Origin of the sequence: Marichromatium sp. AB31 (assembly GCF_003718685.1) — a bacterium.
GTDB lineage: Bacteria > Pseudomonadota > Gammaproteobacteria > Chromatiales > Chromatiaceae > Marichromatium > Marichromatium gracile.
Map to the genome: position 1 here is coordinate 21632 of NZ_RHFI01000034.1, position 8138 is coordinate 29769.

3 protein-coding genes are annotated in these 8138 nt (G+C 67.9%); all 3 read left to right on the forward strand.

The features are described 5' to 3' along the window. The first annotated feature begins 284 nt into the window (after window positions 1–284). Entirely contained in the window at window positions 285–2372 is a 2088-nt protein-coding gene (locus tag EBL84_RS15935) for a glycosyltransferase family 41 protein (protein ID WP_223807042.1), read from the forward strand. Further along, window positions 2369–3808, forward strand: a complete 1440-nt coding sequence (locus EBL84_RS15940) for a TIGR03032 family protein (protein WP_123141700.1) — start codon at window positions 2369–2371, stop codon at window positions 3806–3808. Before EBL84_RS15935 ends, EBL84_RS15940 begins: the two co-directional genes overlap by 4 nt. Before the next feature lie 225 nt (window positions 3809–4033). Beyond that, window positions 4034–8138 (forward strand): FG-GAP-like repeat-containing protein (locus EBL84_RS15945; RefSeq protein WP_123141701.1); only part of this gene is annotated, 4105 nt, incomplete at its 3' end.

Sequence of the window (8138 nt, forward strand, 5' to 3'; positions counted from 1 at the left end):
CCGGGAGCCAGCCCGGACCCTGTGTCGGCCACCCCGACGACCACTCCCCCCTTCCGAACACCGCCCCACCTGGGTGCCCGGCCGCTGGAGCCAGCCTGGATTAAGGATCGTCAAGAGAAGCAGCCACGGCTGCGCCAGATAATCGACAAAAATTATCTATAACAAAAAATATTTTATAATCATCCGGCATCTTCGGATTTAAGGATTGAAGCGCTGAGATGGACCGTCAGAACCCAGTTCTCTCCCCCGTACCGCCCCCCCAGTCGACAACACACCGCCAACGGATATCGGCCCATCTCGACGCAGCCCGCCGGGCCCGTCGACACGGCGACCCCACCACCGCCGTCGCACACTTGCGCGCCGTGCTCGAGCTGCAGCCCGGTCATGTCTCGGCACTGAACAATCTCGGCAACACCCTGCAGTCCACGGGAGACCTCGAGGCGGCCCTGGCGTGCTACACCCAGGCCATCGAGCAGGCCCCAGAGCAGGCGATCCTGCACTGCAACCTCGGTGGACTGTGGCAGCTCCAGGGCGACCCCGAACGCGCCATCACCGCCTACCGACACGCCATCGAACTGCAGCCAGCACTTCATCTCGGCCACTACAACCTGGCCAAGATCCTGGCCGCACAGGGCGAGTTCGTGGCGGCCGAGGCGGCCTATCGCGAGACATTGCGGCACGCGCCCGAGCACGCCGAGGCCCATCTCGAACTCGGTCAGCTCTACCACGGGTACGGGTTCATGCCCCGCGCGCTGCACCACTATCGAACGTCACTGCGACTGAAGCCCTCGGCACAGGGCTACAACGCCCTCGGGGCAGCGCTGCAGGAGTGGGGCAATCTGCGCCTCGCCCGCGCGAGCTACCGGCGCGCCCTGCGCCTCGACCCGAACTTCGAGCAGCCTCGACACAACCTGGCCCAACTGCACGAGGCCCTCGGTGACCTGCAAGCCGCCCGCACCGACTACGAGCGCGCCCTGGAGGCCGCGCCGGACAACGTCCGGCTGCACTACCAGCTCGAGACCATCCGGCGTCGTCAGGCCGACTGGGAGGACGGCGCGGCACGCCGAGAACGGCTGCGCGCGGTCACCGAGCGCTATCTGACGGGCGAGACGCCGGGCGACGAACCCCCGCTGTTGAGCGCGCTCGCCCTCGACCTGCCGCCCGACTGGTATCGGGCGCTCGCCGAGCGCGCCGCGCGCCGGTTGGCACGGCAGGCCAGAGCGCTGGGCACCACCTTCGCCCCTCCGAGCGACCCGCATCCGGCGCGACTGCGCATCGGTTATCTCTCGCCGGATTTCCGCTGTCATGCCGTCGGCACCCTGGTGGCGGGGCTGTTCGAGCACCATCACCGTCCCGAGTTCGAGATCCACGCCTATGCCCTGGTCCCCGGACGAGACGTCTGGACCGAGCGCATCCGCGCCGGCTGTGACCACTACACCGATCTCTCACGCGCCTCCTCGCTCGCCATCGCGCAACGCATCCACGCCGACGGCATCCATCTGCTGATCGACCTGGCCGGCTACACCACCCATGCACGCCCCCTGGTCCTGGCCCTGCGTCCCGCCCCGATCCAGATCCAGTACCTCGGCTACCCCGGCACCCTCGGGGCGGACTTCGTCCCCTATCTCATCGCCGACCGCCACCTGATCCCGCCAGCACACAGCGCACACTACAGCGAGCAGGTGATCCGCCTGCCCAACGCCTGGGCCTGTGCGCCGCTGGAGGTCGGGGAGCCGGGTGAGGGACGGGCCGAGTGCGGGCTGCCGCAGTCCGGCGTCGTCTATTGCTGCCACAACGCCATCCACAAGATCGACCCCGAGACCTTCACGCTGTGGATGCGTATCCTCGCGCAGGTGCCCGACAGTGTGCTGTGGCTGCTCGACGGCGAGCGCACCGGCAGCAACGCGCGCTTGCGCGCCACCGCCGCGGCCGCCGGCATCGATCCACGACGGCTGGTCTTCGCCCCCAAGCGGCCACACGCCGAGTACCTCGCCCGCTACCGCCTGGCCGATCTCTTCCTCGACACCCCGGCCTACAACGCCGGGGCCACCGCCGTCGGCGCACTGTCCGCCGGGCTGCCGGTGCTCACCTGTCCGGGGACGCACTATGCCGCGCGCATGGGCGCGAGCCTGTGTCATGCCGTGGGACTGCCGGAGCTGGTCTGCGACACGCCCGCTGACTATGTCGAGCGCGCCGTCGCGCTCGGGCGCGATCCGGCGCGACTCGCCGCGCTCGGACGACGCCTGAGCGCTGGCCGCGACGCCGCGCCACTGTTCCGACCGGCCGAGTTCGTCACCGCGCTCGAAGAGACCTACCGCACCCTCTGGCACGACTACCGCCTCACCGCCACCGCCCCCCGGACGTCCCCATGACCGACCCACGCCCCAGGCTCCAGGCCTCTCCCGGGTTCTGGCACTGGCTCGCGCGCCAGCGCGTCAGTCTCGCCTTCACCACCTATCAGACCAACCGTCTGTTCCTCGTCGGGCGGACACCGGAGCCCGGGCGGTTGGCGCTGCACGAGCGCTTGTTCGACAAGCCGATGGGGCTGTTCTGGCAGCACGACACCCTGACCATGGGCTGTCGCTACCAGATCTGGCAGCTCGACAACCGACTCGCCCCGGGGGCGAGTCACGAGGGCGGCGACCGGCTCTACGTCCCCCGTCAGTGCTGGATCACCGGGGACGTCAACGCCCACGACCTCGTCATCGACGGCGAGGGACGGGTGCTGTTCGTCAACACCGACTTCAGCTGTCTGGCCACCCTCGACCCGGACCACAGCTTCGTCCCACTGTGGCAACCGCCGTTCATCACCCGGCTGGCCGCCGAGGACCGCTGCCACCTCAACGGCCTGGCCCTGCAGGGCGGCGCACCGACCTGGATGACCGCCTGCAGCCGCACCGACACCGCCGCCGGCTGGCGCCATCACCGCCACGACGGCGGCTGCGTGCTGCACCTGCCGAGCAACACGGTCGCGGCCACCGGGCTGTCGATGCCGCACTCGCCGCGCTGGTATCGCGACCGGCTGTGGCTGCTCGACTCCGGCAACGGTGCGCTGGGATACCTCGACGAGGGGCGCTTCGAGCCGGTGGCCGACTGCCCCGGCTTCGCGCGCGGGCTCGCCTTCCACGGCGACTTCGCCCTGGTCGGGCTCTCGCGACTACGCGAGCGCAGCTTCGGCGGGCTGGCACTCGAGCAGCGGCTCGCCGCCGACGGTCGACGCGCCCAGTGCGGGCTGGCCGTCATCGACCTGGTCCACGGACAGGTGCTCGAGTGGTTGCGCTTCGACAGCGTGATCGAGGAACTCTTCGACCTGGTGGTCATCCCCGAGGCGCGTCAACCACGGGCGCTCGGACTGCAGGACGACACCATCGAACGCCTGGTCAGCTTCCCCGGGAGCGCCGGGCTGGTCGTCACCAAGCCGACGCTCAAGCGGCCGGGACAGGGTGCCCCGCCACCGACCGCCGGCCTGCCGCGCGCACCGGCGCACGACCCGGCGATCCGCTTCCAGCAGGTCCACCACCTCAGCCCGGACAACCTCGCGCCCTATGCCGCGCTGACCTGGCCGCGGCTCGATCAGCGCTGGCACACCCAGCCACCGGACGGCGAGATCGTCGGGGTCTCGGCGGTGATCGGCGACGCCCTGATCGGGCTGGCCGTTGCCGAGTGCCGAGCACCGTCCGATCACGCCGAGCTGATCTCGCTGTTCGTGCTGCCCGAGTACCGCGGACGCGGCGTCGCCACCCGAATGCTCGCCCATCTGCGCCGGACGCTCGGGGTAGCGCTACGCGAACCCGGGATGAACGGATGACCCGACCAGCGCCCCCGGGCGATCGAGACACCGGACCACGCGGTCATCACGTCATGGGGCTGTCATGGCATGAGCACCGAGGTCACCGGCACGGCAATGCCCCGACCCGACGTCCCGAGACGGGCCGTCAAGCGACCAACCAGCGCGCGACGCCACGCGACCGGACGACCGACCGATTCCTGATCACGCGCGTATCAATCGCCACTGCTTTCACAAGGAGCTGAGATGTCGACCCCCAACTTCCCATCCTCGCAGACTAACCCACTGGGACTGAGTAACGTCGGTGGCTATGCCACCCCGACCATCGCCGACATCGATGCCGACGGCGACCTCGACGTCTTCGTCGGCAATAACTTGGGCGAACTCCTGCTCTTCACGAACACCGGCGACGCCAGCAACCCGGCCTTCAGCTCAGCGATCACCAACCCCTTCAGCCTGAGCAATGTCGGCAACGGTGCAACCCCGAGCCTGGTCGACCTCGACGGCGATGGTGACCTCGATCTCGTCGTCGGGAACTGGAGCGGCGACCTCCTGTTCTTCGAGAACACCGGCACGGCATCCGAGGCCGACTTCGCCTCCCCCGCCACCAATCCATATAACCTCACGATTGCTGGGAGCAATGCCACCCCTGCCTTAGCCGACATCGACGACGACGGACACCTCGACGCCTTCGTCGGCAACGAGCATGGTGAACTCTTGTATTTCCACAACACGGGCAGCGCCACCCAGCCGGACTTCGCCACCCCCTCTGCTTCACCGTTCGGCCTGAGCCCGGTCGACAGAAGCACCAAGCCAACCCTGGCCGACATCGACGGTGATGGCCGGCTCGACCTGCTCGTCGGCGGCTACAGCGGCGACATCTGGCTGTTCGAGAACACCGGCAGCACGAGCGAACCGGCATTCGCCAGCGCAGCCAGCAACCCATACGGGTTGACCGACGTCGGCCTCTATAGCTCACCTGCCTTCGCCGACCTCGACGCCGACGGCGATCTCGACGCCCTGGTCGGCAACTCCGACGGTGACCTGCTGCTGTTCCGCAACGAGCCCCTGCCCGGCGTCACCCTGAGCCAATCCTCGGTCGAGGTCACCGAGGGCGGTGCCACCGCCACCTATACCCTGGTCCTCGACACCCAGCCCAGCGCCGACGTCACCGTCACCCTCGACACCACCAACGATCAGGTGGGGGTCGATCAGACGACGCTCACCTTCACCCCGGAGGACTGGGACACCCCGCAACAGGTCACCGTCACCGCCGTCGACGACAGCGTCGGCGAGGGTCCGCACCGGGGCGTCATCAGCCACACCGTCACCAGCACCGACGCCGGCTACGACGGGGCGGCGATCGACAACGTCCAGGTCGCCGTCACCGACGACGACCTGCCGACCGAGGAGCCGACCTTCCAGCCCCCACAGGTCAACCCACTGGGACTGGACGACGTCGGCGCCTCTGCCTCCCCGACCTTCGCCGACATCGATGCCGACGGCGACCTTGACGTCTTCGTCGGCACCACCACCACCATGACAGTCAACAACGGCGGTGGTGATGGCAATGGTGTTAACGGCATCCTGTTCTTCGAGAACACCGGCGACGCCAGCAATCCGGCCTTCAGTTCAGCGATCACCAATCCCTTCGGTCTGAGTGATGTCGGCAACGGTGCAAGCCCGAGCCTGGTCGACCTCGACGGCGATGGTGATCTCGATCTCGTCGTCGGGAACTTGGGCGGCGATCTCCTGTTCTTCGAGAATACCGGCACGGCATCCAGCGCCGCCTTCGGCAACGCGCAAACGACCGCCTTCGGACTCGAACAAAACAGCCAAGCGTATGATTTCGCCTTTGCCGATCTCGATGGCGACGGTCTCGTCGATGCCTTCGTCGGCAACGACTCTGGTGAACTCTTTTATTTCCACAATACGGGCAGCGCCACACAGCCGGACTTCGCCGCCCCCTCTGCTTCACCGTTCGGCCTGAGCCCGGTCGACAGAAGCACCACGCCAACCCTGGCCGACATCGACGGTGATGGCCGGCTCGACCTGCTCGTCGGCGGCTACAGCGGCGACATCTGGCTGTTCGAGAACACCGGCAGCACGAGCGAACCGGCATTCGCCAGCGCAGTCAGCAACCCATACGGGTTAACCAACGTCGGCGTCTATAGCTCACCTGCCCTCGCAGACCTCGACGCCGACGGCGATCTCGACGCCCTGGTCGGCAACTCCGACGGTGACCTGCTGCTGTTCCGCAACGGCACCCCGCCCGGGGTGACACTGAGCCAATCCTCGGTCGAGGTCACCGAGGGCGGCGCCACCGCCACCTATACCCTGGTCCTCGACACCCAGCCCAGCGCCGACGTCACCGTCACCCTCGACACCACCAACGATCAGGTGGGGGTCGATCAGACGACACTCACCTTCACCCCGGAGGACTGGGACACCCCGCAACAGGTCACCGTCACCGCCGTCGACGACAGCGTCGGCGAGGGTCCGCACCGGGGCGTCATCAGCCACACCGTCACCAGCACCGACTCCGGCTACGACGGGGCGGCGATCGACAACGTCCAGATCGCCGTCACCGACGACGACCTGCCGACCGAGGAGCCGACCTTCCAGCCCCCACAGGTCAACCCACTGGGACTGGACGACGTCGGCGCCTCTGCCTCCCCGACCTTCGCCGACATCGATGCCGACGGCGACCTTGACGTCTTCGTCGGCAATGACTCCGGCGACCTCCTGTTCTTCGAGAACACCGGCGGCGCCAGCAACCCGGACTTCAGCTCAGCGAGCACCAATCCCTTCGGCCTGAGTAATGTCGACAATTATACTGCCCCGAGCCTGGCCGACCTCGACGGCGATGGTGATCTCGATCTCGTCGTCGGGAACTGGAGAGGCGACCTCCTGTTCTTCGAGAACACCGGCACGGCATCCGAGGCCGCCTTCGCCCCACCCACCACCAATCCATTCAACTTACCGTCCACTGGGATGCTCCTCGCCACGCCAGTCCTTACTGACCTCAACGACGATGGACGCATCGACGCCTTTGTCAGTTATTACAATGGCAAATTCATGTACTTCCAGAACACGGGCAGCCCTACCCAGCCGGACTTCGTCACCTTTGATTCACCTTCATTGCCTTTCATGGATCTGTGGGTCTACCCAGCACTGGCCGACATCGACGGCGATGATCTATTCGAACTGCTCGTCGGCAATTCTGACGGTGATATCTTCTTATTCGAGAACATCGGCAGTGTGACTGCCCCGAGTTTCGACTTTACCGTTATGAATCCATATGGGCTGAGCGATATGGGCTTACAGATCTCGCCCGCCCTCGCCGATCTCGACGCCGACGGCGATCTCGACGCCCTGGTCGGCAACTCCGACGGCGACCTGCTGCTGCTTCTCAATGGGGAGACGAGCGGAGGGGGCGGCAGTGGATCGACCCCGGACCGCGACGATGAGGGTGATGGCGATCTCTTCGTCGGCGAGGACGGCGCCATCCTCGACAACGGTCGCATCGACACCGGGCTCAACCCCACCGAGAGCTTCACCGACACCACCCTCGACGGCGCCCCGGTGACCACCGGCACCACCACCGACAGTCGCACCGGCGAGGACGTCGCGGTGGTGGTCAGCGACCCGAGCGCCCCCGGCGAGCGCACCGACGTCGATCCGACCACCCCCGAGGTCGACATCCCGATCGGCGGGCTGGTGGTGAGCAAGCCCGAGTCGCTCGGGCTGATCGCCACCAGCCGGGTGAGCACCGAGCGCAGCGCGCTCGAGACCCTCACCGGCGGCGACGACGCCGCAGCCGACCCCGAGGAGGCGGCCGGACGCGCGGCGCTGATCGATTCGCTGGAGGCCCGCGCCGGCGGCGTCGGCGTCGAGGTGGTGCAGGTCACCCCGGTGTGGCCGAGCGAGGGGGGTGCGGGGGATGCCCCGCTGCGCCTGACCATCGACCTCGGCGACGACAGTGGCAGCGACGCCCGCCCGACCCTGGTGGTGGTCGACACCAGCGCGCTCTACGATGCCGCGGGCGCCCCCCTGGGGCCGGTCGAGATCGTCGTCGCCGGCGCCGGCACCCTGGTGGTGCGCGGGCCCGGCAGCTTCCGCGGCGACGACGGCGACGCGGGCTCGGACGTCGACATCGTCCAGGGCGACGGCAGCGCCCAGGTGCTCTTCTTCGGCCCCGACGACGACATCATCCGCGGCGGCGGCGGCGACGACACCCTCGGTTCGGCCGGCGGGCGCGACCGCCTCTTCGGCGATGGCGGCGACGACCGGCTCGACGGCGGACTCGGCGCCGATATCCTCGTCGGCGGCAGCGGCAACGACCAGCTTG